Here is a 23317-nt window from a genome sequence, read left to right on the forward strand (position 1 = left end):
ACGGAGGGAGAGGGCGATGCCGGGAGGCAGGCTCACCCAGCAGGAACGTCAGCAGATCGCGCTGGGACTCGGTGACGGGCTCGCGTACGCGGAGATCGCCCGGCGGCTCGACCGGCCCACCTCCACCGTCACCCGCGAGGTCATGCGCAACGGCGGCCCCACCGCGTACCGCCCCGACCTCGCCCACCGCGCCACCGAGACCCGTGCCCGCCGGCGCAAGCCCGCCGCGGGCGGCGCCCGGCCCGTCGCGTCGCGCGGCGACGGGCGCGACGCGACGGCCGTGCGCGACTACGAGGAGGAGTTCGCCACCGTCTTCATGCAGAGCGGACTGCCCCGCATGACCGCCCGCGTCCTCGCCGCGCTGTACGCCACCGACGCGGGCAGCCTCACCGCCGGCGAACTCGCCGACCGGCTCCAGGTCAGCGCCGGGTCCATCTCCAAGGCTGTCGCCTTCCTGGAGGGCCAGAGCCTCATCCGCCGCGAGCGCGACGACCGGCGCCGCGAGCGGTACCTCGTCGACGACGAGCTCTGGTACCAGTCGATGATCGCCGCCGCCCGGGCGAACGAGCAGCTGGTCGAGATAGCGCGCCGGGGCGTCTCCGTCCTCGGCTCCGGTACCCCGGCCGCCGCCCGCCTGGAGAACGTCGCCCGCTTCATGGACTTCGTCAGCGAGGCCATCGTCCGCGCCGCCGAACAGGCCCGGGAGGTCCTGCTGACGAAGCCGGAGGGCGCGGCCGGAGCGGAGGAGCGGGACTGAGGGGGCCTGCGGGGTGCGAGCCCGACGGCTGTGATCCGCCACGTATCTGACCTTCCGTCAGAATGGAACGTGTTCTAATCTGCGCGCCATGGGTATCGCCGTCACGCACGAACAGCGGGACCTCGCCCGGTCCGTCCGCGCCTGGCTCACCCGCGCCGCACCCCCCGGTGAACTCCGCCGGTGGCTCGACGCGCCCGAGCCACCGCCCGGCCGGCCCGCGTACTGGGACGCCGCCGCCGCGCAGGGCCTCCTCGGGCTCCACGTACCCGAGGAGCACGGCGGCGGGGGCGGCGGCCTCGACGACCTCGCCGTCGTCGTCGAGGAGACCGCCCGCGCCCTCCTCCCCGGCCCCTACCTGCCGACCGTCCTCGCCGCCGAACTCCTCCACCGGGCAGGGGCGTCCGCGCTCCTCGCCGACCTCGCCGAAGGCCGCCGCACCGGCGCCGTCGCCCTCGGCGGCACCAACACCCTCACCGCCGTCCGCACCGGCACCGGGTACGTCCTCCACGGCACCGCCCCGCCCGTCCTCGGCGCCCCCCACGCCGACCTGCTCCTCCTCCCGGCCGCCACCGCCGACGGCCCCCTCTGGCTCGCCGTCGACGCCCCCGCCCCCGGCCTCACCGTCCGGGCGCACGCCTCCGCCGACCCCACCCGGCCCACCGGCGAGGTCACCGCTGCCGCCCTCCCCGTCCCCGACGCCCGCGTGCTCGCCCTCGACACCGGGCTCGTCCACGACCTCGCCGCCGTGCTCTTCGCCGCCGACGCCTGCGGCACCGCCGCCCGCGCCGTCGAGACCGCCGCCGCACACGCCCGCACCCGCGAGCAGTTCGGCCGCCCCATCGGACGGTTCCAGGGCGTCAAACACCTCTGCGCCGACATGCTGCTCCGGCTCGAACAGGCCCGCGCCCTCACCTGGGACGCCGCCCGCGCCACCGACGACCCCGCCCGGCCGCTCGTCGCCGCCCTCGCCGCCGCGACCGCCCTCGACGCCGCCCACAGCTGCGCCAAGGACTGCGTCCAGATCCTCGGCGGCATCGGCTTCACCTGGGAACACGACGCCCACGTCCTGCTCCGCCGCGCCCTCGTCGCCCGCCAGCTCCTCGGCACCGGCGACCGGTTCCGCCTCGACGCGCTCCGGCACGCCGCCACCGGCCTGCGCCGCACCCTCCGCCTCGACCTGCCGCCCGCCGCCGAGCCGTACCGCGCCGCCGCCCGCGCCGCCCTCGCCCCCGCCGCCGGACTCGACCCCGCCGCCGCCCGCCGCGTCCTCGCCCCCACCGGCTACGCCGCCCCGCACCTCCCGGAGCCGTACGGCCTCGGCGCCGGCCCCCTCCAGCAGCTCGCCGTCCAGCGGGCGCTCGACGAGGCCGGCATCACCCTCCCCGGACTCGGCATCGCCACCTGGGTCGTCCCCTCCCTCCTGGCCCACGGCAGCCCCGCCCAGCAGGAACGCCACCTCGGCCCCACCCTCCGCGGCGAACAGCGCTGGTGCCAGCTCTTCTCCGAACCCGGCGCCGGCTCCGACCTCGCCTCCCTGCGCACCCGCGCCGAACGCACCGGGGACGGCCGCTGGCGGATCACCGGCCAGAAGGTGTGGACGAGCGCCGCCCGCACGGCCGACTTCGGCATCCTGCTCGCCCGCACCGATCCCGCCGCCCCCAAGCACCGGGGGCTCACGTACTTCCTCGTCGACATGCGGAACACGCCCGGCATCGACATCCGGCCGCTCAAGGAGATCACCGGCGACTCCCTCTTCAACGAGGTCTGGTTCGACGGCGCCCTCCTCCCCGCCGACGCCGTCGTCGGCGACGTGGACGACGGCTGGCGGGTCGCCCGCACCACCCTCGGCAACGAACGCGTCCACATGGCCGACCAGGTCGTCTTCGACACCGGCCTCGTAGCGCTCATCAAGGCCGCCGCCGACGCCGACGGCTCCGTACGCGCCCGCACCGGCGCCCTCCTCGCCGAGGCCCACGCCCTCGCCTGCATCGGCATGCGCACCACCCTCCGCCAGGTCTCCGGACTCGAACCCGGCGCCGGCGCCAGCGTCCGCAAACTCGTCCAGACCCTCCACCAGCAGAAGACCGCCGAACTCGCCCTCGAACTCCTCGGCCCCGACGGCGCCGTGCGCGAGGGCCCCGGCGCGGCGGCCGTCCACGGGTACCTCATGTCCCGCTGCCTCACCATCGCCGGGGGCACCACCCAGGTCCAGCTCAACGTCGTCGCCGAGCGGCTGCTCGGCCTCCCCAGGGACTGAGAGGGCACGCCATGCAGCACACTGCGACGTCGTACATCGCCGGGGTCGGCATGACGCGGTTCGAGAAGCCCGAGACCCGCGACTGGCAGTACTGGGACATGGCCCGCGAGGCCGGCACCGCCGCCCTCGCCGACGCCGGCGTCCCGTACGGGGAGGTCGACCAGGCCGTCGTCGGCTACTGCTTCCAGGCGTCCACCGCCGGCCAGCGGGCCGTCTACGAACTCGGCCTCACCGGCCTGCCCGTCTACAACCTCAACAACAACTGCGCCACCGGCGCCACCGCCCTCATGACCGCCCGCCAGCTCGTCGAGGGCGGCATCGCCGACTGCGTCCTCGCCCTCGGCTTCGAGAAGATGAACAAGGGCTCCCTGGGCGGCGGTTCCGGCGCGGGGGACTTCGCGACCTCGCCCGTCGCCCGGCACTACGGCATCATGGCCGCCGCCCACGGCTTCGCCGCCTCCCCGCCCACCGCGCAGATCTTCGGGAACGCCGCCCGCGAGCACATGGAGCGGTACGGCACCACCGAGGCCCAGCTCGCCGCCGTCGCCGCCAAGAACCACCTCCACTCCTCCCGCAACCCGGACGCCCAGTTCCAGGACGTGTACACCGTCGACGAGATCCTCGCCGCGAAGACCGTCCACCACCCCCTCACGAAGCTCCAGTGCTCGCCCACCTCTGACGGCGCCGCCGCCGCCCTCGTCGTCTCCGCCCGCTTCGCCGCCGCCCACGGCCTGGCGGAACGGGCCGTCGAGATCGCCGGCCAGGCCATGACCACCGACACCCCGGACTCCTTCGCCTCCGGCTCCTGCATCGACGCCGTCGGCCGCCCCCTGTCGCGCGAGGCCGCCCGGCAGGCGTACGAGGCCTCCGGACTCGGCATCGAGGACGTCGACGTCGTCGAACTCCACGACTGCTTCTCCGTCAACGAACTCCTCACCTACGAAGCCCTCGGCATGTGCGGGGACGGCGACTCCGGCGCACTCGTCGAGTCCGGCGCCACCACCTACGGCGGACGCTGGGTCGTCAACCCCTCCGGCGGCCTCATCTCCAAGGGCCACCCCCTCGGCGCCACCGGCCTCGCCCAGGCCACCGAACTCGTCCGGCAGCTCCGCGGCGAGGCCGCCGACCGTCAGGTCCCCGGCGCCCGCGTCGGCCTCGCCCACAACATCGGCCTCGGCGGCGCGGCCGTCGTCACCCTCCTCCGCAAGCCCTAGGACCCCGTGCGCGGGGACGGACCCTCCGCCCGATGTACGGGGCGGAGCCGGTCTGCGACCATGACACGCATGCCGCAGACCGACTCCGCCACCGGAACCGCCACGACCCGACCCCCCATACCCGCCGCCCGCCCCTGGCTCGTCGTCCTCGTCGCCTGCGCCGGGCAGTTCCTCGTCGTCCTCGACGTGTCGGTCATGAACGTCGCCCTCCCCTCCATGAAGGCCGACCTCGGCCTCGGCACCCTCGGCCTCCAGTGGGTCCTCAACGCCTACTCGATCGCCTTCGCCGGCTTCATGCTCCTCGGCGGCCGGGCCGCCGACCTGTACGGGCGCAAGACCATGTTCCTGGCCGGTCTCGGGCTCTTCACCGCCGCGTCGGTCGTCGGCGGCCTCGCCCCCGAGGGCGGCTGGCTCATCGCCGCCCGCGCCGCCCAGGGACTCGGCGCCGCCGCGCTCTCCCCGGCGACCCTCACCCTCGTCACCGCCGCCGTCCCCGCCGGAGCCGCCCGCACCCGGGCCATCGGCACCTGGACCGCCGTCGGCGCGGCCGGCGGCGCCGCGGGCGGGTTCGTCGGCGGCCTCCTCGTCGACCTGCTGAACTGGCGCTGGGTCCTCCTCGTCAACGCCCCCCTCGGCGTGCTCCTCCTCGCCGCCGCCGTGCTCGGGCTCCGCGAGGGCCGCACCACCACCGGCCGCCGCCTCGACCTGCCCGGCGCCGTCCTCGTCACCGCCGGACTCGCCACCCTCGCCTACGGCATCGTGCAGACCGAGCTGTCCGGCTGGACCTCCGCCGCCACCCTCCTCCCGCTCCTCGGCGGCCTCGCCCTCCTCGCCGTCTTCACCGCCGTCGAACGCCGCACCCGCGAACCCCTCGTCCCGCTCGGCATCTTCCGCAACCGCGCCGTGTCCGCCGCCAACACCGGCATCATGCTCGCCGGGGCGAGCTCCTTCGCCATGTGGTTCTTCATGACGGTGTACGCCCAGAACGTCCTCGGCTACCCGCCCCTCCAGGCCGGCCTCGCCCTCGTCCCCAGCTCCCTCGCCGTCCTCGTCGGCTCCAAGGCCGCACCCCGCCTCATGGGCGTCACCGGCGCCCGGAACCTCGCCGTCCTCGGCCTCCTCACCGCCGCCGCCGGCTTCGCCTGGCAGTCCGCCCTGACCGCCGACGGCACCTTCCTCACCACCATCCTCGGCCCCGGCCTCCTCATGATGGGCGGCATCGGCCTCGCCACCACCCCCCTCGCCACCCTCGCCACCTCCGGTGCCGCCCCCGGCGACGCCGGCCTCGTCTCCGGGCTCGTCAACACCTCCCGCACCATGGGCGGCGCCCTCGGCCTCGCCGTCCTCACCACCGTCGCCGCCTCCGCCGCCGGCCACGCCGCCACCTCCGACGGCGCCCACCTGGTGCCCGGCTACGCCCTGGCCTTCCGCGTCTCCGCCGGCGTCCTGCTCACCGCCGCCGTCCTCATGGCGGTGTGGCTGCCCCGCTCCGTACACCGAACGGTGCAGCAGGACTGACCACCTCCACCGTCCGGCGCAGGACCGGGTGACCGCGCCCGGAGGACGCGGCCGGCCCCGTCCCCTCCGTAACTTCCTGAACACCAACGGAAGTTACGACGACGAGGAGGACGGCATGACGACGACGATGACGCGAGCGGCCGGGAGGACGACGACCGCGGGGGTACGGGCCGGGCTCGCCCTGATCGGCGCCGGCACCCTGGCCCTGACGACGCTGGAGCTGGTGAACCCCGGCCATGCCCTGCTGAGCGAAGCCCTGAGTCGGTACGTGCACGGCACCGCCGGCCTGCTCCTCCCCGCCGGCCTCCTTGCGGTCGCCGCCGCCTCCGCCCTCCTCGCGGCACGGCTCACGGGCCACGGGGCCGGCCGGATCGCCGTAGCGGCGTGGACCGCGGGGATCCTGGTCGCCGGGCTCTTCCCCGCCGACCCTCCCGGCCACCACCACCGCCCCTCGCTCTCCGAACTCGTCCACGGCAACGCCGCGTTCCTCGCCTTCGCCGCCCTCCCCGCGGCCGCGCTCCTGCTCCGCCGCAGGCTCGTCGCGGCCCGGCCCCGGCTGCGGACCGCGCTCGACGCCCTCACCGCCGTCTCCCTCCTCGGCACGTCCGCCCTCGCCGTCCTCCTCGCCGACGTCATGGACGGCGGCCCCTCCCTCGGCCTGCTCGGCGCCCCCACCCTCCTCGGGCTCGCCGAACGGATCGTGCTCGCCGCCGACTTCGGCTGGGTCGCCGTCGCGCTCCTCGCGACCGCCGCCGGGGAGCGGGGCCGTCGTGCATGATCGGCACATGGACCGAGCGCTCGCCCGTACGACCGCGGCAGCCCTGCGCGCGATACGCCTCGACGGGCTGCTCGCCGCCGCCACCCTGGTCGCCGTGCCGGCCGCCACCGCCCGCTTCGGCGGCCGGCTGGACGCGGCCGGCGCCCTGCCGCTCGCCGTCTGGCTGGCCCTGCTCCTCCTGGTCCGGCGCCGGTGGCCGCTCGCCGTGCTCCTCCTGTCTGTCCAGGCCGTCCTCGTCCTCCGCACCTCCGGACTCACCGACGCGGGCTGGGTCTGGCCGGTGTCCGCCGCGTACGCCGGGCTGGCCGCCGACGACCGCCCCGGCCGCCCCGGCCTGCCCCGGGCCGCCGCCGTCGGCGCCGCCACCCTCGCGTTCGCCGCCGCCTGGGAGCTGTCCACCGCCGGCACCGGCCCCCGCGAGGCCCTCGCCTCCCTGGGCGCCGAGGCCCTGTGGCTGGCCCTGCTGCTGGCCGCCGCCACCGCCTACCGCAACCGCCTCCGCTGGCGCGCCGCCCTCGACGACCGGCTGCTGCGCGAGGCCCGCGAGCGGGACCTGGAGGCCGGCCGGCGGATCGCCGAGGCCCGCCTGGAGATCGCCCGCGAACTCCACGACGTCGTCGGCCACACCCTCACCGTCGTGGGCCTCCAGCTCCGCGTCGCCGCCGAGGCCCTGGACGACTCCCCGGCCGAGGCACGCGCCGCCCTCGCCACCGCGCAGGAGGTCCGCACCGCCGCCGTACGCGACCTCCGCTCCCTCGTCCACGTCCTGCGCGCGCCGGGAGACGCCCCGGCGGAACCCGCCGGCGGCGTCCCCGAACTCGCCGCCCTCGTCGCCCGCCTGCGCACCCCCTCCCTCGCCATCCGGCTGGAGACCACCGGCGACCCCGCCGTCGTCCCCGCCCCGGTCTCCCTCGCCGTCCACCGGCTCGTCCAGGAAGCCCTCACCAACACCGCCCGCCACTCCGGCGCCTCGCACGCCGAGGTCACCGTCCACTGCGCCCCGGACCGGGTGGAGGTCACCGTCGCCGACGACGGCCCGGCCCCGCCGGGCCCCGCGCCGGCCCCCGGGCACGGCATCCGGGGCATGACCGAACGCGTCCACGCCCTCGGCGGCGAACTCACCGCCGGCAGGCCCGCCGACGGCGACGGATGGCTGGTCCGGGCCGTCCTCCCCGTGCCAGGCTTCCGCCCATGACGATCAAGGTGCTCCTCGCCGACGACCAGGCCCTCGTGCGCGCCGGCTTCCGCAGCCTCCTCGGCCGGGCCCGGGACATCGTCGTCGCCGGCGAGGCCGGCACCGGCGACGAGGCCGTCCGCACCGCCCGCGCCGTCCGCCCGGACGTCGTCCTCATGGACATCCGGATGCCCGGCACCGACGGCCTCACCGCGACCCGGACCCTCGTCGGCGACCCCGACTTGAGCGGCTGCCGGGTCATCGTCCTCACCACCTTCGAGACCGACGAGTACGTCTTCGCGGCCCTCCGCGCCGGCGCCAGCGGCTTCCTCACCAAGGAGACCGAACCCGACGACCTGCGCCAGGCCGTCCGCGCCGTCGCCGCCGGCGACGCGCTGCTCTCGCCGAGCGCCACCCGCCGGGTCGTCGAACAGTTCGCCCACCGCCCGGCCGCCCCCACCGGCACCGCCGAACGCCTCGCCGTCCTGACCGCCCGCGAGCGGGAGGTCACCCGCCTCATCGCCACCGGCCTCTCCAACGACGAGATCGCCGCACGCCTCGTCATCAGCCCCCTCACCGCGAAGACCCACGTCACCCGCGCCCTCGCCAAACTGGGCGTCCGCGACCGCGCCCAGCTGGTGATCCTCGCCTACGAGACGGGCCTGGTCGTCCCCGGCGGCCCCACCGGCGTGAGCTGAGGACCGGCCCGGCGGACAGGCCCCGCGGCCCTAGGCCGGGCCCGGCCGGTCCGCTGCCGCGAGGGCCGGGTCGATGACGGTCTCGCCGCGCAGCACCGCCCGGATGGCCTCCGCCAGCTCCCGCACCGGACCGTCCTTCACCAGGAGCCCGGCCGCCCCGGCCTCCGCCGCCCGCCGCAGGTACCCGGGCCGGCCGGAGGTGGCGAGGATCAGCACCCGGCAGTCCGGCACCTCGTCCCGCAGGTCCGCCGCCGCGTCGAGGCCCGGCCGGCCCGGCAGCTCGGCGTCCAGCAGCGCCACGTCGGGCCGCGCCGACAGCGCCCGCGCCACGACCTCGTCCCCCCGCTCCACCCGGGCGACGACCGCGATGTCCGGCTCCATGCCCAGCAGCAGCGCGAGCCCGCCGCGTACCGCCCCCGGGTCCTCGGCGAGGAGCACCCGGACGGACTTCGACGGCCGGTGGTCCCGCGGCATCTCGTTCACCCTCCGAAGCCTAGGCGCGCCGCCGCGTCCGCGCCGGACGCCACGAGGGCCGGACGGTGGCGTGTCCGGGGCCTCGTCCGGACGGAGGTTCTGACGTACCGTCAGAACAGTGGGGTACGAGGGTTCCCAACCCCCGGGGCCTCCGCTATACATGGGGGACACCGAACTGGAACGCGTTCTAGTGAGTCGCGTACGGGACGGTTCCCGCACGGCCTCGGCGTGACCGACGGTGCGGACGGTCGCGCCGAGGTCTTCCACCCCCGAGGCATCCAAGGAGCAGCAGGCCGATGCCCATTGACGCCGCCAAGGCCCTCGCCGCCGAGCCCCGCAGCGCCGAGATCTCCTGGGACCACAAGGACGTCCAGCTCTACCACCTCGGCATCGGCGCGGGCCGCCCCGCCACCGACCCCGCCGAACTGCGCTACACCCTCGAATCCCGGCTCCACGTGCTGCCCAGCTTCGCCACCGTCGCCGGCGCCGGCATGGGGGTCGTCGGCGGACTGTCCGCCCCCGGCATCGACATCGACCTCGCCGCCGTCCTCCACGGCGGCCAGTCGCTCACCCTGCACCGCCCGCTGCCCGCCGGCGGCCGGGCCGTCTCCACCTCCCGCGTCGCCGCCGTGTACGACAAGGGCAAGGCCGCCGTCCTGGTGCTGCGCTCCGAGGCCGCCGACGCCGACGGCCCGCTGTGGACCTCCGACGCCCAGATCTTCGTCCGCGGCGAGGGCGGCTGGGGCGGCGACCGCGGCCCCTCCGAGCGCCTGGAGGTCCCCGGCCGCGAGCCCGACAAGACCGTCGAGCGCCCGATCCGCGAGGAACAGGCCCTCCTCTACCGCCTCTCCGGCGACTGGAACCCCCTCCACGCCGACCCCGACTTCGCCGCCCTGGCCGGCTTCGACCGGCCGATCCTGCACGGCCTCTGCTCGTACGGCATGACCCTCAAGGCCGTCGTGGACACGGTGCTGGGCGGTGACGTCACCCGCGTCCGCGCCTACCGCACCCGCTTCGCCGGGGTCGTCTTCCCCGGCGAGACCCTGCGCATCCGGATGTGGGCCGGCGACGGCCGCGTCCAGGTGACGGCGACGGCCGCGGAGCGCGACGACGCGCCCGTCCTCGCCGACACCCTCGTCGAACACGCCTGATCTGCTGATGGGAGCCGCACCATGCGCGCAGCCGTACTGCACGAGATCGGCCAGGACAAACTGGAGGTCCTCGACGACGTCGAGGCGGTGGGCTTCGGCCCGGGCAAGGTGCGGATCCGGGTGCGGGCCACCGGCCTGTGCCACTCCGACGTCTCCGCCATGAGCGGCGTCCTGCCGCAGCCCGCGCCGTTCGTCCCCGGCCACGAGGGCGCCGGCGAGATCCTCGACGTCGGCGACGGTGTCACCGGACTGACCCCGGGGCAGCGGGTCCTGCTCTGCTGGCTGCCCGCCTGCGGGAGCTGCGCCGCCTGCCGGCGCGGCCAGACCCAGCTCTGCCTCGCCGGCTTCATGAACGCCGGTACCCCGAACTTCCGGCGCCCCGGCGGCGACGTCTTCGGTTTCGCCGGCACCGGCACCTTCACCGAGGAGGTCGTCGTCGACGCCGGCTGCGCCGTCCCCATCCCCGACGACGTGCCCTTCGACATCGCCGCCCTCATCGGCTGCGGCGTCACCACCGGCCTCGGGGCCGCCCTCAACACCGCCAAGGTGGAGGCCGGTGCGTCGGTCGCCGTGATCGGCTGCGGCGGCGTCGGCATCTCCGCCGTCCAGGGCGCCCGGCTCCAGGGCGCCGCCCAGATCGTCGCCGTCGACCCCGTCGCGTCCCGCCGCGAGGCCGCGCTCCGCTTCGGCGCCACCGAGGCCGTCGCCCCCGAGGCGCTGGCCGACGCCAAGCAGCGGATCACCGCCGGCGAGGGCTTCGACTACGTCTTCGAGGTCGTCGGCAGGTCCGCCACCGCGCGAACCGCGTACGAGACCACCCGGCGCGGCGGCACGCTGTGCGTGGTCGGCGCCGGTGCCATGGACGACCACCTCCAGCTCAACATGTTCGAGCTGTTCTTCGACGAGAAGCGGATCCTGCCCTCCCTGTACGGCGGCGGCGACGTGCTCCGGTCGTACGAGCGGGCCATCGCGCTCTGGCGGGCCGGCCGCATCGACCTGGAGTCGCTGATCACCCACCGGGTCCCGCTGTCGGGCGTCAACGACGCCCTGGAGCAGATGCGGACCGGCACGTCGCTCCGCACCTGCATCGAGATCTGAACCGTGATCCGGGAGGACCCCGCCATGTCACTGCCGCTCCAGGGGCTGAGCGCGATCGTCACCGGCGCCGGACGCGGGCTCGGCCGCGCCGAGGCGCTCGAACTGGCCCGCCTCGGCGCCGCCGTGGTCGTCAACGACTACGGGCAGCCCGGCCGGGACGGCTCCGGCGAGGCGTCGGCCGCCCCCGCCGAGGAGGTGGCCGCCGAGATCACCGCCGCCGGCGGCCGTGCCGTCGCCCACCTCGGCGACGTCTCCGACTTCGCGACCGCGCGCGGCCTGGTCGACCTGGCCGTCGCCGCCTTCGGCAAGCTGGACGTCCTCGTCAACAACGCGGGCATCCTGCGCGACCGGATGATCTTCTCGATGAGCGAGGACGAATGGGACTCGGTCATCCGCGTCCACCTCAAGGGCCACTTCAACACCACCCACTTCGCGGCCGCCCACTGGCGCGGACGCGCCAAGGCGGGGGAGACCGGCGTCTACGGCCGGATCGTCAACACCTCCTCCGAGGCGTTCCTCGCCGGCTCCGCCGGGCAGCCCAACTACGCGGCGGCCAAGGGCGGCATCGTCGGCCTGACCACCTCGACCGCCCTCGCCCTCGCCAAGTACGGCGTCACCGCCAACGCGATCTGCCCGCGCGCGCGGACCCGCATGACGGAGGACGTCTTCGCCGGCTTCGCCGAACCGTCCGGCGAGGACGCGCTCGACCCGCTGTCGCCGGAGCACGTGGCGCCGCTCGTCGGCTACCTCGCCTCCCCGGCCGCGGCCCGGGTCAACGGACAGCTGCTCGTCGTCCACGGCGGAATGGTCGCCGTCGTCGAACGGCCCCGGGTGGCCGCCCAGTTCGACACCGCCAAGGAGGTCTTCGGCTTCGGGGAACTGGACGGGCTGCTCACCCCGTACTTCGCGGAGCGCCCGCCGAACGAGACCTTCGCGGCGGCCGAGGTCCTGGGCCTGAAGAAGCGCTGACCGCCACCGGCACGGGGGCGGTGGGGACGGGGGGACGGCGAAGGGCCCCGGGGGAGCGCATCCCCCGGGGCCCTTCGCCACGCGCGCGTGGCGGAAGCTAGCGCTCGTCCGCCTCGCGCCGGTGCCGGCCGTGCGGGGCGGAGGGGGACTCCTCCGCCGCCGCCGCGCCGCGGTGCCGTCCGGCACCCGACTCCTGCGGCTCCTGCGTCGTCTCCGTGCTGTTCTGCGTCATGGTCGTACTCACCCCGTGGGACGTGCTGATGCTGTGCCGGCGCTGCGGCGGGGAGAGTTTAACCGCCGGGCTGAGCAGCGGGTTTACGGTCCGCCAGGGGCGCCTGCTGGAGCGGCACCGGCCGGTACGCGCGCGCGTGCCCGCCCTTCGCGCCGGGGCCGGCCGCCGCCTCCCCGCCGGGCCCCGACGCGGACGCGGACGCGGACTCCGGACCGGGCTCCGGCTCCGGCGGCACCGTGAGACCCGCCAGCGCGCACGGCAGCTCCTCCGTCGAACACGGCAGCCGCAGCACGCCCTCCGGCGTCCACGTCCCGGCGCCCGCCACCCACCCGGGCGGCGCCGCCACCTGGTGCATCCGCCGGCCCGCCGGCCGCCACAGGCCGACCCAGCTGCCGGCCGCCGCGTCGATCCGCAGCGCCACACCGCAGCTCTCCGGCATCAGCACCTGCCCCGGCTGGACCGCGAACGGCGTCACCGCCGCGTCGTCCAGCCGCAGGCACTCCGGGAACCGCACCGGCAGCAGACTGCCGAAGACCCCCCAGCCCAGCCGCTCGTGCCCCGGCGACGGCGCGTCCGACCGGATCAGCAGCAGCCCGCTGTCCGGGTCCGCGAGCAGCAGCCGGTCCTGGCTCTCCTCGGTGATCTGGAGCAGCGGGGACACCTCGCCGCCCCGCTCCAGGTCCACCGTCACCGTCTTCACCGGCCCGTCGCCGAGCCGCCGGTCGAGCGCCAGGATCCGCCCCGTACGGTCCAGCCAGACGCCGCCCGCGCAGTGGCCGGGCAGCTCCGCGACCCGCTCCGGGCCGAAGGCCCCGCCCGCCACCAGCCAGAGCGTGGTGGTCTCCGGGCCGGCGTGCATCGCGTAGGCGCAGATGCCGTCCGGGGACGGAGGCAGCAGCTCCACCAGGCCCGGGCCCGGGGCCTCCACCGAGCCGAGCCGCAGCTCGCCGGTGCCGGGACCGGTCGGGTACAGGAGCGAGAAGGTGTGGCGCCGCCCGTCGACCCGGCGGCACACCAGGACCCGTCCGTCGGCCAGCGGCAGCAGCCGGGTGTCCGGCTCCTCCGGCTGGTCCAGCGGGAGCGGGACGGCGTACGGCTCCGGGCCGTCGAGCGTCCACCGCTCCGCGTACAGGGCGTCCCCGGAACCGGCGAGCCGGGCCCCGTACGCGCCGTTCGCCGTGATCGCGAACCCCGCCGGGGGGTGGACGGCCGTCCCCTCGTGGTCGCCGTCCTCGGCCGTGGTCTCGATGGCACACGCTGTCATCGACTCGTCACCTCCGGCCACGAAGCTAGTTTTCGCACTTCCAGCCGAACAACACGAGCCCCCGCACTTCACACATAAGGGTGGCGGTCGGTGCGTTCGATTGAGGGGGAGGGGCCGGTTGTGCTGACGGGGCCGGCGGTACGTAAGGTAAGGCGAGCCTAAGCGGAGCCTGTGGGTCCGCCGCGGGTCCGTCCCCTCGTCGTCCCCCACGCGACGTCCGCCATCGAAGAGGAGCCCTCCCGATGTCCCTCCGCCGCCGCGGCACCGCCGCCGCCGTCGCCCTCACCGCCGCGCTCTCCCTCGCGGCCTGCGGAGGAGGCGACGGCTCGTCCGACACCTCCGCCGCGAAGGAGGACACGGCGAAGAAGAAGGACGTCGCCACCGGCGGCAAGGACTTCGGCGACGCCGCCGCCAAGACCGCCGCCATGGGCACCGACGCCAAGCCCGGCCAGTTCCCGCGCACCCTCACCCACGCCATGGGCACCACCGAGGTCAAGGCCGCCCCCAAGCGCGTCGTCGTCCTCGACGTCGGCGAGCTCGACAACGTCGTCTCCCTCGGCGTCAAGCCCGTCGGCTACGCCCCCTCCGAGGGCGACGACGGCATCCCCGGCTACCTCGCCAAGGACGCCGGCGCCCCCAAGTCGGTCGGCACCATCAACAACCTGAACCTGGAGGCCATCGCCAACCTCCAGCCCGACCTCATCCTCGGCAGCCAGCTCCGCGCCGCCGACAAGTACGACGAGCTGGCGAAGATCGCCCCGACCGTGTTCTCCATCCGCCCGGGCTTCACCTGGAAGGAGAACTACCTCCTCAACGCCGCCGCGCTCGACAAGACCGCCGAGGCGAAGGAGAAGCTGGCCGCCTACGAGACCAAGGCGAAGAAGCTGGGCGAGGACGTCGGCCCGAACAAGCCGACCATCTCCATGGTCCGCTACCTCCCCGGCAAGATCCGCCTCTACGCCAAGGCGTCCTTCATCGGCACCATCCTGGAAGACGCCGGCCTGCCCCGCCCGAAGAACCAGCAGATCGACGAGCTGGCCGCCGAGATCAGCCCCGAGAAGATCGACCAGGCCGACGCCGACTGGATCTTCACCGGCGTCTACGGCGACGCCAAGGCGACCAAGAAGGACGCCGCCCAGGGCAACCCGCTGTGGAAGAACCTGAAGGCCGTCAAGAACGGCCAGGCCAAGGACGTCCCGGACGAGACCTGGTACCTCGGCCTCGGCGTCACCGCCGCGAACAGCGTCCTCGACGACCTGCGCGCCGACCTGGTCAAGTAGGACGGACGGGACCGGGCCGGGTGACGCGAAACGCGGCCGGAGCCCGGTTGTCCACAGGCCAGAACGGCGGGGCACGGAGGACAGGTAGCCTTTCCTCCGTGCCCCGTCTGTCTGAAGTCATCGCCGAGCTCGACGCCCTCTGGCCACCGGAGCGCGCCGAAGCGTGGGACGCCGTCGGCACCGTCTGCGGCGACCCCGACGCCGAGGTGCGCCGCGTCCTCTTCGCCGTCGATCCCGTCCAGGAGATCGCCGACGAGGCCGTCGACCTCGGCGCCGACCTGATCGTCACCCACCACCCGCTCTACCTGCGCGGGACGACGACGGTCGCCGCGGACCACTTCAAGGGCCGCGTCGTGCACACGCTGATCAAGCACGACATCGCCCTGCACGTCGTGCACACCAACGCCGACACCGCCGACCCCGGCGTCTCCGACGCCCTCGCCGGCGCCCTCGGCCTGCGCGTCACCGGCCCGCTCGTCCCCGAGAACAACCTCGGCCGGATCTGCGAGCTCGACCACCCCGAGACCCTCGCGGAGTTCGCCGCCCGCGCCGCGCGGCGGCTGCCGGCCACCGCGCAGGGCATCCGGGTCGCCGGCGACCCGGAGCTGACCGTCCGGCGCGTCGCCGTCAGCGGCGGCTCCGGGGACAGCCTCTTCGGCGCCGTGCGGGCCGCCGGGGTGGACGCCTTCCTCACCGCGGACCTGCGCCACCACCCCGCGTCCGAGGCCACCCAGCACTCCCCGCTCGGCCTCGTCGACGCCGCCCACTGGGCCACCGAATGGCCCTGGTGCGAGCAGGCCGCCGCCCAGCTCGACGCGATCTCCGACCGTCACGGCTGGGACCTCCGCGTCCACGTCTCGACGACGGTCACCGACCCCTGGTCCTCCCACCACACTTCCTCTGGAGCCCCCAACTGAACGCCGCGCCCGCCGACCAGATCCGCCTCCTCGACGTCCAGGCCCTGGACGTCCGCCTCCAGCAGCTCGCCCACAAGCGCAGGGCGCTGCCCGAGCACGCGGAGATCGAGGCGCTGACCAAGGACCTCACCCAGCTGCGCGACCTGCTCGTCGCCGCGCAGACCGAGGAGAGCGACTGCGCCCGCGAGCAGACCAAGGCCGAGCAGGACGTCGACCAGGTCCGCCAGCGCGCCGCCCGCGACCAGCAGCGGCTCGACTCCGGCGCCGTCTCCTCCCCGAAGGACCTGGAGAGCCTCCAGCGCGAGATCACCTCGCTCGCCAAGCGCCAGGGCGACCTGGAGGAGATCGTCCTGGAGGTGATGGAGCGCCGCGAGTCCGCGCAGGAGCGCGTCGCCGAGCTCACCGACCGCGTCGCCGCCGTCCAGGCCAAGGTCGACGACGCCACCACCCGCCGGGACACCGCCCAGGCCGGCCTCGACGAGGAGGCCGCCGGCGTCGCCAAGGAGCGCGAGGTCGTCGCCGGCACCGTCCCCGCCGACCTGCTGAAGCTGTACGACAAGCTCCGCGAGCAGCAGGGCGGCGTCGGCGCGGCCCGCCTCTACCAGCGCAAGTGCGAGGGCTGCCACATCGAGCTCAACATCACCGAGCTGAACGAGGTGCGGGCCGCCGCCAAGGACGCGGTCGTGCGCTGCGAGAACTGCCGCCGCATCCTCGTCCGCACGGCGGAGTCCGGCCTGTAATGCGCGAGCTCGTGGTCGAGGCGGACGGCGGCTCCCGGGGCAATCCGGGACCCGCCGGGTACGGTGCCGTCGTCCTCGACCCGGCCACGGGCGAGACGCTCGCGGAGGCCGCCGAGTACATCGGCGTCGCCACCAACAACGTCGCCGAGTACAAGGGCCTCATCGCGGGCCTCCGCGCGGCCCTGGACCTGGCGCCCGACGCCGTGGTCCGGGTCAGGATGGACTCCAAGCTCGTCGTCGAGCAGATGTCGGGCCGCTGGAGGATCAAGCACCCCGACATGAAGCCGCTGGCGGCGGAGGCGGCCCGCGTCTTCCCCGCCGACCGGGTCCGCTACGAGTGGATCCCGCGCGAGCGCAACAAGCACGCCGACCGGCTGGCCAACGAGGCGATGGACGCGGGCGGGCGCGGCGAGCAGTGGTCGCCGCGCGACACCTCCGCGGCCCGCGTCGCGGCCACCCTGCCGGCCTCGGGCCCGCCCGGCGACGCGAAGGCGGGCGCGGCCCGCGCCCGCGCGGCCCTGTCAGCCGCCGGCATCACCCCCGCCGCCGGCACAGCACCTGTCACCGGCACCGCCCCTGCCGCCGGCATCGCACACGCTGCCGCGCCCGCACCCGCCGCCACGCCCGCACCCACCGTCGGCACCGCACCCACCGTCGGCACCGCCGGCACCGCACCCGCCGCCGCCCCGCCCGATCTGGGCGCTCCCGCCACCTTCGTCCTGCTCCGGCACGGCGAGACCGCGCTCACGCCCGAGAAGCGGTTCTCCGGGAGCGGGGGTTCCGACCCCGAGCTGTCCGAGGCCGGCCGGCGGCAGGCCGCCGCCGTCGCCGACGCGCTCGCCGCGCGCGGCACCGTCCAGCACATCGTCACCTCGCCGCTGCTCCGCTGCCGGCAGACCGCCGAGACCGTCGCCGCCCGCCTCGGCCTCGACGTCGTCGTCGACCAGGGGCTGCGCGAGACCGACTTCGGCGCCTGGGAGGGGCTGACCTTCGCCGAGGTCCGCGAGCGGCACCCCGAGGACCTCGACGCCTGGCTGGCGTCCCCGAAGGCCGCCCCCACCGGCGGCGGCGAGAGCTTCGCCGCCGTCACCCGCCGGGTCGCCGCCGCCCGCGACCGGCTGGCCGCCGCCCACGGGGGCCGCACCGTCCTCCTCGTCAGCCACGTCACCCCCATCAAGACCCTGGTCAGACTGGCGCTCGGCGCCCCGCCGGAGTCCCTGTTCAAGATGGAGCTGTCCGCCGCCTCGCTCTCCGCCGTCGCCTACTACGCCGACGGCAACGCCTCCGTGCGGCTCCTCAACGACACCTCGCACCTCAGGCGCTGACGTGGCACGCACCGGCCGCTGGCACTTCACCGCCGATCCCGCCGTCTTCCGCGCCGCCGCCGGCGCGCACCTCGCCGCCGACCCGGCCCGCAACACCTCCGTGCTCACGCTCATGGCGACGGCGGACCGGCTCGGCTGGTGGACGGAGCCGGACGGCCGGGTCACCGGCGTCGTCGCGATCCCGCGCCCCGGCCTGCCGTCCCTCGGCGCGACCACCCCGGAGGCGGCCCGGGCGCTGACGCTGCCCGACGGCGCCGAGCCGGCCGAGCTGCGCGGCGAGACGGCGGCGGTGGAGGCGTACCTCGACGCCACCGGACGCCCCTGGACCCCGCTCACGCGCCTGCGGCTCTTCCGGCTCGGGCAGCTCACCCCGCCCGACCCGGCGCCGGCCGGCCGCGCCCGGTGCGCGACCGAGGCCGACCTGCCGCTGCTCGCCGGCTGGACGTCGGACTTCGCCCGGGCCATCGGCGAGGAACCCGCCGCCGACTACACCGGCTTCCTCACCGAACGCGTCACCGAGCGCCGCCTCCACCTCTGGGAGGACGCCGGCGGGCGCCCGGTGTCGATGGCCGCCGTCTCCCGCACCGTCGAGGGCCAGGCCCGGGTCCACCTCGTCCACACCCCGCCCGCAGAGCGCCGCCGGGGGTACGCGGCGGGCGCCACCACCGCCGTCAGCCGGGCCGCCCTCGCCTCCGGCGCCACCCAGGTCCTGCTCTTCACCGACCTCGCCAACCCCACCAGCAACGCGTTGTACCGGCGCCTCGGCTACCGCCCGGTGACCGACCACCTCGCGGTGCGGCTCACCGGCGGCTGAGCCCCGCCGCCTCGCGCGCCAGCGCCTCCACCCGCCGCCAGTCGCGGGCGGCGAGCGCGTCCGGCGGCAGCATCCAGGTGCCGCCCACGCAGGCGACGTTCGGCAGCGCGAGGTAGCCGGGGGCGGAGGCGGCCGAGATGCCGCCCGTCGGGCAGAACCGGGCCTGCGGCAGCGGCCCCGCCAGCGACTTCAGATACGGGACGCCGCCCGCCGCCTCCGCCGGGAAGAACTTGAGCTCCGTCACGCCCTCCTCCAGGAGGGCCAGCACCTCGGACGCGGTCGAGAAGCCCGGCAGGAACGGCACGCCCGACTCCCGCAGCGCCCCCAGCAGCCGCCCCGAGCACCCGGGGCTCACCAGGAACCGCGCCCCGGCCCGTACCGCGTCCGCCGCGCCGGCCGCCGAGACCACCGTCCCCGCGCCGACCACCGCCTCCGGCACCTCGGCCGCGACCGCCCGCACCGCGTCGAGCGCGGCCGGGGTCCGGAGGGTGAACTCGATCAGCGGCAGCCCGCCGGCCACCAGGGCGCGGGCCAGCGGCACGGCGTCGGCGGCGTCCTCGATGACGACGACCGGGACGACGGGGGCGTGCGGGGCGAGCGCGAAGAGACCGGGGGTGCGGGACATGACCTCATCCTGCCCAGCACCTCCAGCCCACGCAACGCTCGTTGCACAGAGCGCAACAGCGCTCAGTGGATCTCGTCCACCAGCACGTCCAGCGCCCCCGCCTTCGCGCCCGTCTCCACCACGTAGCCGAGGTCGCCCAGCGCCTCCGCCAGCTCCGCCGGGGTGGCCGGGGCCGCGCCCGCCTGCAGCAGGCTGCGGACGATCCGGCCCTTGGTCGCCTTGTTGAAGTGGCTGACGACCTTCCGGGTCGGCGCGTGCAGCACCCGTACCGTCGCCGTCCGCGCCGCCACCTCGCCCTTCGGCTTCCACGCCGCCGCGTACGCCGACGAGCGCAGGTCCAGCACCAGCCCGTCCCCGGCCGCCTCCGGCAGCACCGACGCCATCGCCCCCCGCCAGTGCGCGCCCAGCGCGCCGAGCCCCGGCAGTTTGACCCCCATCGAGCAGCGGTACGACGGGATCCGGTCGGTCACCCGCACCGCGCCCCACAGCCCGGAGAAGACCAGCAGCGAGGCGCCCGCGCGCTTCCGGGCCGCCGCGTCCAGCGTCGCCAGCCCCAGCGCGTCGTACAGCACGCCCGTGTAGACCTCCCCGGCCGGCCGCGCGCCCGCCGTCCGCAGCCCGGCGTTCTTCGCGACCTCGCCGCGCAGCCCCTCGCTCAGGCCCAGCACCTCGCGCGCCTTCTCCTCGTCGGCCAGGCACAGCTCGACCAGCTCGTCCAGCACCGCCGCGCGCGCCTCCGCGAGCCCCGGCAGCGACAGCGACTCCGGCTTGAGCGGCGCCCCGGACCCGGAGGGTGCCTTGCCTTCGGACGGCGGCAGCAGCACGAGCACGGTGGTTCTCCTTCATACGTACGGGAACGGGGATGCGGCCCCGGCATGCCAGCGTACGAGGTCCGGCCCCCACCCCCACCGCCCGCTCCGCCGCCCCCCCCACACCCCCGCCCTGCCTTCCCCCGCCCCCACGCCGCCACGACGTGCCGCCCGCCCCGGCCCGCCCTACGCTCGGTTCCATGCCCCGCCGCCACATCCGCGTGACCGGCGCAGCCGAGGCTCCGCTGCGGGCCGCCCTGCGCGCACTCCGTACCGAGCTCGCCGTGCCCGAGGGCTTCCCGCCGGCCGTGCTCGCCGAGGCCGAGGCCGCCGCGAAGAACCCCCGGCTGCCCGCGTACGACGCCACCGACCTGCCGTTCGTCACCATCGACCCGCCCACGTCCACCGACCTCGACCAGGCCCTGCACCTGGCCCGGCGGGCCGACGGCGGCTACCGCGTCCACTACGCCATCGCCGACGTCGCCGCCTTCGTCACCCCCGGCGGGGCCGTCGACGCCGAGGCCCACCGGCGGGTCCTCACCCTCTACTTCCCCGACGGCAAGGTGCCCCTCCACCCGCCGGTCCTCTCCGAGGGCGCCGCCAGCCTGCTGCCCGGCGAGCCGCGCCCGGCGCTGCTGTGGCGGATCGACCTCGACGCCGACGGCCGCCGGGTCGCCACCGACCTGCGCCGCGCCCTCGTCCGCAGCCGCGCCAAGCTCGACTACGCGGGCGTCCAGCGGCTCATCGACTCCGGCACCGCCGAGGAACCCCTCGCGCTCCTCCGCGACATCGGCCGGCTCCGCGAGGAGCGCGAGATCGAACGCGGCGGGATCTCCCTCAACGTGCCCGAGCAGGAGATCGTCGAGGTCCCCGGAGACTCCTCGTACGCGCTCGCCTACCGGGTCCCGCTGCCCGCCGAGGGCTGGAACGCGCAGATCTCCCTGCTCACCGGCATGGCCGCCGCCGACCTGATGACCGCCGCCGGTACCGGCGTGCTGCGCACCCTGCCGACCGCCCCGGACGGCGCCGTCGCCCGGCTGCGCCGCTCCGCCGAGGCGCTCGGCGTCCCGTGGCCGCACCACGTGCCGTACGCGGAGGTGGTCCGGAACGCCGACCCCGCCGACCCGCGCCAGGCCGCCTTCCTCCAGGAGTGCACCACCCTGCTGCGCGGCGCCGGCTACACCGTCTTCACCGACGGGCGGCTGCCCGACCCGGCCGTGCACGCGGCCGTCGCCGACGAGTACACCCACTGCACCGCCCCGCTGCGCCGGCTCGTCGACCGGTACGCCTCCGAGCTGTGCGCGGCGGCGGTCGCCGGGAACGAGCCGCCGGAGTGGGTGCGGGCCGCGCTGCCCGGCCTGCCCGACACGATGGCCGCCGGGTCGCGGAAGGCCGGCACGGTGGAGCGGGAGAGCGTCGACATCGTCGAGGCGGCGCTGCTCGGCGACCGGGTCGGCGAGCTGTTCGACGCGTACGTGATCGACGTGAAGGAGCGGGAGCCGTCCGTCGGCACCGTGCACCTCGACGACCCGGCGGTCGTCGCCCGGGTCGAGGGCGGCACGGCCCCGCTGCCGCTGGGCGAGTGGCTGCGGGTCAGGCTCGCGGCAGCGGATCCGGGGCGGGCGAAGGTGCTGTTCGCGCCCGCGTGACGGCGTCGCGGACCGCCGCGTGCAGCGCCGCCGGGTCGTCCGCGTGCAGCCGTACGGTGGTCACCCGCCGCACCGAGCCGAGCAGCCCGACCACGTCCACCGGCCCGGTCAGCTCCAGGGTCACCGAGGTCTGCGAGCCGACCGGGAGGTTCAGCTCGCCGTCCTTCCGCTTCTCATGGGTGAAACGGTTCTCCCGGCGGACGGCCGCGATCCGGTCCAGCCGCACCGGCACGTCGACGTGGGCCGCCTGGCGCACCCGCAGCACCCCGCCGGCCAGCACGTGCGGCCGGGTCACCGAGGCCGCGTGCAGCCCCAGCACGAACAGCACCGTGTACACGTCCAGCACGAGGACGACCTCGTGCGCCACGGGCACGTCCGCGAGCAGCCACGTCATGCCGACCGTCTCGACCACGCACACGAAGGCGAAGCCGTACATGAGGGCGGCCTGGTCCCGCGCGTGCGGGAACACCCCGTCGGCGCCCGCCGTGCCGTGCGGCCGGCGCGCCGCCCACCGCCCGAGGCTCGCCATCAGCCGCAGCTCGTGCCCGACCAGCCGCAGCACCCGCTCCGGTACGAGCTCCGCCAGCGCCTCCCGCCGCGACAGCCCCCGCCGCCGCAGCCGCACCCACACGACGGCCTCCGCCGCCAGCAGCGCGCCCATCAGCACCTCGGCTGCGGCCAGGACGGCACCCGGCACCCGCACCCCGCCGAACAGCAGCACGAGGACCACCACCTCGGCCGGCAGCGCCGCGTACGCCACCCCGCGCAGCACCCGCAGCACGGCCCCCCGCTCAGTCCCCGCCACGACGCTCCCCTCCCTCGGCACGCTCCGCCACCCGCTCCAGGGCCCTCCTGACGGCAGCCGCCTGGGCCGGCGCGAGATCCGCGAAGAACACGTCCGCCAGCCCGCCCGCCCCCTCCGCCGGCAGCTCGAACCCGCCGATGCCGTCCGGCAGCACCCCCGCCAGCGCCCGCGCGGCCTCCTCGGCCCGCGGATCGTCCACCGGGGCCTTGGCCAGCGCGTCCAGGAGCCCGTACACCTCCCCGGCGCTCCCCGCCACCTCGTGCATCAGACCCATCAGCCGCGCCCGCTCCCCGGCCGGCACGACGGTGTCGAGCAGCGCGAGGATCTCCCGGTCCTTCACCGCCATCGGCGAGTCCGGCAGCTCCCCGACCCCCGCCAGCAGCGCCGCCAGCTCCGGCGACACCGGCCCCTCGGCAATCAGCCGCCCGGCCCGTGCCTCCGCGAGCAGCCCCGCCAGCCGCGCCCGCCGCTCCCGGACGACCGCCTCCTGCCGGGCGAGGTCCGCGTCCAGCTCCTCCAGCACCTCCACCAGCTCCCGCCCCTCGTCATCCGCCAGCACGTCCCGCACCTCGTCGAGCCCCAGGCCCAGCTCGGTCAGCCGCCGCACCCGCGCGAGCAGCACCGCGTCCCGGATGCCGTACGCGCGGTAGCCGTTGGGCAGCCGCGCGGGCTCGGGCAGCAGCCCCAGACGGTGGTAGTGCCGCACGGCACGGGGGGTGACCCCGACCAGCGCGGCGAGTTCTCCGATACGCATGGCTCCATGAGAAAC

The 23317-nt window shown here is 75.8% G+C and carries 22 protein-coding genes and 1 pseudogene; 16 read left to right on the forward strand and 7 right to left on the reverse strand.

Features of this window, described 5'->3' with window-relative positions:
- Positions 1 to 16: 16 nt before the first annotated feature.
- The 7 genes from ACFVQZ_RS26920 (at position 17) to ACFVQZ_RS26950 (ending at position 8396) form a co-directional block, all read left to right on the forward strand.
- Complete coding sequence (locus ACFVQZ_RS26920; RefSeq protein ID WP_030498315.1) at positions 17 to 757, forward strand: helix-turn-helix domain-containing protein; 741 nt, start codon at positions 17 to 19, stop codon at positions 755 to 757.
- A gap of 88 nt (positions 758 to 845) precedes the next feature.
- A complete protein-coding gene (locus ACFVQZ_RS26925) occupies positions 846 to 3014 on the forward strand; it encodes an acyl-CoA dehydrogenase (protein ID WP_383626809.1) in 2169 nt (722 codons plus the stop codon).
- Positions 3015 to 3025: 11 nt separating this feature from the next.
- Positions 3026 to 4228, forward strand: a complete 1203-nt coding sequence (locus tag ACFVQZ_RS26930) for a beta-ketoacyl synthase N-terminal-like domain-containing protein (RefSeq protein WP_383626811.1) — start codon at positions 3026 to 3028, stop codon at positions 4226 to 4228.
- A 69-nt stretch (positions 4229 to 4297) separates the two neighbouring features.
- On the forward strand, positions 4298 to 5746 hold the full coding sequence (locus tag ACFVQZ_RS26935; protein ID WP_051788465.1) for an MFS transporter: 1449 nt from the start codon (positions 4298 to 4300) through the stop codon (positions 5744 to 5746).
- Positions 5747 to 5861: 115 nt separating this feature from the next.
- Positions 5862 to 6524 (forward strand): DUF998 domain-containing protein, encoded by a 663-nt coding sequence (locus ACFVQZ_RS26940; RefSeq protein WP_321193497.1) that lies wholly within the window; start codon positions 5862 to 5864, stop codon positions 6522 to 6524.
- A 7-nt stretch (positions 6525 to 6531) separates the two neighbouring features.
- Complete coding sequence (locus tag ACFVQZ_RS26945) at positions 6532 to 7719, forward strand: histidine kinase (protein WP_051788463.1); 1188 nt, start codon at positions 6532 to 6534, stop codon at positions 7717 to 7719.
- Positions 7716 to 8396 carry a response regulator gene (locus ACFVQZ_RS26950; RefSeq protein ID WP_383626816.1) on the forward strand — a complete coding sequence of 227 codons (681 nt, stop codon included), beginning with the start codon at positions 7716 to 7718 and terminating at the stop codon, positions 8394 to 8396. Before ACFVQZ_RS26945 ends, ACFVQZ_RS26950 begins: the two co-directional genes overlap by 4 nt.
- Positions 8397 to 8447: 51 nt before the next feature.
- On the opposite strand, the pseudogene ACFVQZ_RS26955 reads toward ACFVQZ_RS26950, so the two are convergent.
- Positions 8448 to 8870 (reverse strand): annotated as a pseudogene (locus ACFVQZ_RS26955) (response regulator); the annotation flags it as partial.
- A 296-nt stretch (positions 8871 to 9166) separates the two neighbouring features.
- On the opposite strand from ACFVQZ_RS26955, the gene ACFVQZ_RS26960 reads away from it, so the two are divergent.
- Genes ACFVQZ_RS26960 through ACFVQZ_RS26970 form a run of 3 tightly spaced genes read left to right on the forward strand, consistent with a single transcriptional unit; the run spans position 9167 to position 12088 of the window.
- Complete coding sequence (locus tag ACFVQZ_RS26960; RefSeq protein WP_030498307.1) at positions 9167 to 10021, forward strand: MaoC/PaaZ C-terminal domain-containing protein; 855 nt, start codon at positions 9167 to 9169, stop codon at positions 10019 to 10021.
- Between the two features lie 21 nt (positions 10022 to 10042).
- Positions 10043 to 11119 carry a Zn-dependent alcohol dehydrogenase gene (locus ACFVQZ_RS26965; protein WP_030498306.1) on the forward strand — a complete coding sequence of 359 codons (1077 nt, stop codon included), beginning with the start codon at positions 10043 to 10045 and terminating at the stop codon, positions 11117 to 11119.
- A 24-nt stretch (positions 11120 to 11143) separates the two neighbouring features.
- Positions 11144 to 12088, forward strand: coding sequence for a 3-oxoacyl-ACP reductase (locus ACFVQZ_RS26970; protein WP_030498305.1), 945 nt, complete (start codon positions 11144 to 11146; stop codon positions 12086 to 12088).
- A 97-nt stretch (positions 12089 to 12185) separates the two neighbouring features.
- Here the strand turns inward: ACFVQZ_RS26970 and ACFVQZ_RS26975 are convergent, their stop codons facing one another.
- Together ACFVQZ_RS26975 and ACFVQZ_RS26980 are read right to left on the reverse strand one after the other, a co-directional pair.
- Positions 12186 to 12320, reverse strand: coding sequence for a hypothetical protein (locus tag ACFVQZ_RS26975; RefSeq protein ID WP_321193496.1), 135 nt, complete (start codon positions 12318 to 12320; stop codon positions 12186 to 12188).
- Positions 12321 to 12378: 58 nt separating this feature from the next.
- Positions 12379 to 13584: a hypothetical protein gene (locus tag ACFVQZ_RS26980; RefSeq protein ID WP_030498304.1), complete on the reverse strand. Its 1206-nt coding sequence runs from the start codon at positions 13582 to 13584 to the stop codon at positions 12379 to 12381.
- A gap of 242 nt (positions 13585 to 13826) precedes the next feature.
- Here ACFVQZ_RS26980 and ACFVQZ_RS26985 point away from each other — a divergent pair, with 242 nt between their 5' ends.
- The 5 genes from ACFVQZ_RS26985 to ACFVQZ_RS27005 all read left to right on the forward strand — a co-directional run bounded on the left by ACFVQZ_RS26985 (position 13827) and on the right by ACFVQZ_RS27005 (position 18660).
- Positions 13827 to 14864, forward strand: coding sequence for an iron-siderophore ABC transporter substrate-binding protein (locus ACFVQZ_RS26985; RefSeq protein ID WP_030498303.1), 1038 nt, complete (start codon positions 13827 to 13829; stop codon positions 14862 to 14864).
- Between the two features lie 98 nt (positions 14865 to 14962).
- On the forward strand, positions 14963 to 15781 hold the full coding sequence (locus ACFVQZ_RS26990; protein WP_383626820.1) for a Nif3-like dinuclear metal center hexameric protein: 819 nt from the start codon (positions 14963 to 14965) through the stop codon (positions 15779 to 15781).
- Complete coding sequence (locus ACFVQZ_RS26995; RefSeq protein WP_321193498.1) at positions 15778 to 16521, forward strand: C4-type zinc ribbon domain-containing protein; 744 nt, start codon at positions 15778 to 15780, stop codon at positions 16519 to 16521. Before ACFVQZ_RS26990 ends, ACFVQZ_RS26995 begins: the two co-directional genes overlap by 4 nt.
- On the forward strand, positions 16521 to 17846 hold the full coding sequence (locus ACFVQZ_RS27000; protein ID WP_383626823.1) for a bifunctional RNase H/acid phosphatase: 1326 nt from the start codon (positions 16521 to 16523) through the stop codon (positions 17844 to 17846). Before ACFVQZ_RS26995 ends, ACFVQZ_RS27000 begins: the two co-directional genes overlap by 1 nt.
- 1 nt (position 17847) lies before the next feature.
- Complete coding sequence (locus ACFVQZ_RS27005; RefSeq protein ID WP_383626825.1) at positions 17848 to 18660, forward strand: GNAT family N-acetyltransferase; 813 nt, start codon at positions 17848 to 17850, stop codon at positions 18658 to 18660.
- Here the strand turns inward: ACFVQZ_RS27005 and eda are convergent.
- Positions 18647 to 19285 (reverse strand): bifunctional 4-hydroxy-2-oxoglutarate aldolase/2-dehydro-3-deoxy-phosphogluconate aldolase, encoded by a 639-nt coding sequence (gene eda, locus ACFVQZ_RS27010; protein ID WP_383626828.1) that lies wholly within the window; start codon positions 19283 to 19285, stop codon positions 18647 to 18649. The two genes, ACFVQZ_RS27005 and eda, sit on opposite strands and share 14 nt — an antisense overlap.
- A 62-nt stretch (positions 19286 to 19347) precedes the next feature.
- The gene (gene yaaA, locus ACFVQZ_RS27015) at positions 19348 to 20115 is read right to left on the reverse strand and encodes a peroxide stress protein YaaA (protein WP_030498297.1); all 768 of its coding nucleotides are present in this window, start codon (positions 20113 to 20115) and stop codon (positions 19348 to 19350) included.
- 179 nt (positions 20116 to 20294) lie between these two features.
- On the opposite strand from yaaA, the gene ACFVQZ_RS27020 reads away from it, so the two are divergent.
- The gene (locus ACFVQZ_RS27020) at positions 20295 to 21743 is read left to right on the forward strand and encodes an RNB domain-containing ribonuclease (RefSeq protein ID WP_030498136.1); all 1449 of its coding nucleotides are present in this window, start codon (positions 20295 to 20297) and stop codon (positions 21741 to 21743) included.
- Here the strand turns inward: ACFVQZ_RS27020 and ACFVQZ_RS27025 are convergent.
- Together ACFVQZ_RS27025 and ACFVQZ_RS27030 are read right to left on the reverse strand one after the other, a co-directional pair.
- Positions 21688 to 22548 carry a hypothetical protein gene (locus tag ACFVQZ_RS27025; RefSeq protein ID WP_383626832.1) on the reverse strand — a complete coding sequence of 287 codons (861 nt, stop codon included), beginning with the start codon at positions 22546 to 22548 and terminating at the stop codon, positions 21688 to 21690. The two genes, ACFVQZ_RS27020 and ACFVQZ_RS27025, sit on opposite strands and share 56 nt — an antisense overlap.
- Entirely contained in the window at positions 22535 to 23302 is a 768-nt protein-coding gene (locus tag ACFVQZ_RS27030; protein WP_383626835.1) for a MerR family transcriptional regulator, read from the reverse strand. Before ACFVQZ_RS27030 ends, ACFVQZ_RS27025 begins: the two co-directional genes overlap by 14 nt.
- Positions 23303 to 23317 lie beyond the last annotated feature (15 nt).

The sequence above is a fragment of the Streptomyces sp. NPDC057854 genome (genome assembly GCF_042797055.1).
Lineage (GTDB): Bacteria > Actinomycetota > Actinomycetes > Streptomycetales > Streptomycetaceae > Streptomyces.

Excerpts from the sequence above, each read along its gene's own strand:
- ACFVQZ_RS26965 (WP_030498306.1), top strand. The coding sequence starts at position 10,043 with ATGCGCGCAGCCGTACTGCACGAGATCGGCCAGGACAAACTGGAGGTC.
- ACFVQZ_RS26930 (WP_383626811.1), top strand. The coding sequence starts at position 3,026 with ATGCAGCACACTGCGACGTCGTACATCGCCGGGGTCGGCATGACGCGG.
- ACFVQZ_RS26970 (WP_030498305.1), top strand. The coding sequence starts at position 11,144 with ATGTCACTGCCGCTCCAGGGGCTGAGCGCGATCGTCACCGGCGCCGGA.
- ACFVQZ_RS26980 (WP_030498304.1), bottom strand. The coding sequence starts at position 13,584 with ATGACAGCGTGTGCCATCGAGACCACGGCCGAGGACGGCGACCACGAG.
- ACFVQZ_RS26925 (WP_383626809.1), top strand. The coding sequence starts at position 846 with ATGGGTATCGCCGTCACGCACGAACAGCGGGACCTCGCCCGGTCCGTC.
- ACFVQZ_RS27020 (WP_030498136.1), top strand. The coding sequence starts at position 20,295 with ATGCCCCGCCGCCACATCCGCGTGACCGGCGCAGCCGAGGCTCCGCTG.
- ACFVQZ_RS26945 (WP_051788463.1), top strand. The coding sequence starts at position 6,532 with ATGGACCGAGCGCTCGCCCGTACGACCGCGGCAGCCCTGCGCGCGATA.
- ACFVQZ_RS26960 (WP_030498307.1), top strand. The coding sequence starts at position 9,167 with ATGCCCATTGACGCCGCCAAGGCCCTCGCCGCCGAGCCCCGCAGCGCC.
- ACFVQZ_RS27000 (WP_383626823.1), top strand. The coding sequence starts at position 16,521 with ATGCGCGAGCTCGTGGTCGAGGCGGACGGCGGCTCCCGGGGCAATCCG.
- ACFVQZ_RS26920 (WP_030498315.1), top strand. The coding sequence starts at position 17 with ATGCCGGGAGGCAGGCTCACCCAGCAGGAACGTCAGCAGATCGCGCTG.
- ACFVQZ_RS26975 (WP_321193496.1), bottom strand. The coding sequence starts at position 12,320 with ATGACGCAGAACAGCACGGAGACGACGCAGGAGCCGCAGGAGTCGGGT.
- ACFVQZ_RS26940 (WP_321193497.1), top strand. The coding sequence starts at position 5,862 with ATGACGACGACGATGACGCGAGCGGCCGGGAGGACGACGACCGCGGGG.
- ACFVQZ_RS26935 (WP_051788465.1), top strand. The coding sequence starts at position 4,298 with ATGCCGCAGACCGACTCCGCCACCGGAACCGCCACGACCCGACCCCCC.
- eda (WP_383626828.1), bottom strand. The coding sequence starts at position 19,285 with ATGTCCCGCACCCCCGGTCTCTTCGCGCTCGCCCCGCACGCCCCCGTC.
- ACFVQZ_RS26985 (WP_030498303.1), top strand. The coding sequence starts at position 13,827 with ATGTCCCTCCGCCGCCGCGGCACCGCCGCCGCCGTCGCCCTCACCGCC.
- ACFVQZ_RS27030 (WP_383626835.1), bottom strand. The coding sequence starts at position 23,302 with ATGCGTATCGGAGAACTCGCCGCGCTGGTCGGGGTCACCCCCCGTGCC.
- ACFVQZ_RS26950 (WP_383626816.1), top strand. The coding sequence starts at position 7,716 with ATGACGATCAAGGTGCTCCTCGCCGACGACCAGGCCCTCGTGCGCGCC.